The organism is Maribacter sp. 2-571 (assembly GCF_050589625.1).
Classification (GTDB): Bacteria; Bacteroidota; Bacteroidia; order Flavobacteriales; family Flavobacteriaceae; genus Pelagihabitans.
Map to the genome: position 1 here is coordinate 1 of NZ_JBNGOP010000095.1, position 567 is coordinate 567.

The following is a 567-nucleotide window of genomic DNA, read 5'->3' on the forward strand; positions in this document are numbered from 1 at the left end:
AGCCAATGGAAGAACTCGCAAAGGTGGTGGGGATAGTTCTTTTGCATGGAACCGCTGTAGCCCAACACGTCCATCCACGACTTAAAGTCGTTTAACAAGATTTTGTAACTCGGGGTTTTTAATACAGATTTTTTCATTTTTTTGTCTGTGGCGACCCGCCACTTTTCATGGGTCGGTCGCATTTTCGGGATTCGGTGGCGAGTTGGGCGTAATCAACTGGTTACCTTCGTTTTGTCCTCGCCATTTTGTTGGTGGCGAACTACTGGCGACATGGCGCACCGTAGCACGGTGGGGCTATAATTGTCATTCTCCCTTTATTTTGGTCAGGCAATCGCTCAATGCCCTGTCTATATGCTTGCGCAGGTTTTCGTACTCGCCCATTTCCACGATTTCATAGGTGTAACTTTTGGTCTTGGCCTTTACCCGTTGGATGTAGTTCTCGGCCAACAATTGTTTGTTGTAACGCCGCAGGGTGGTTTCCTTTATCCGCAACCGTCTGCGTATCTCGGCGTTCGTAAATGTGGTCCGGTTATTTTCTATCAAGTACCCTTTAAGGGTTTCCAAATG

1 protein-coding gene is annotated in these 567 nt (G+C 47.4%); it reads right to left on the reverse strand.

The genetic code is table 11. From position 1 onward, the window contains the following. Positions 1–303: 303 nt before the first annotated feature. Positions 304–567 (reverse strand): hypothetical protein (locus tag ACRD7P_RS21035; RefSeq protein WP_430909779.1); only part of this gene is annotated, 264 nt, incomplete at its 5' end.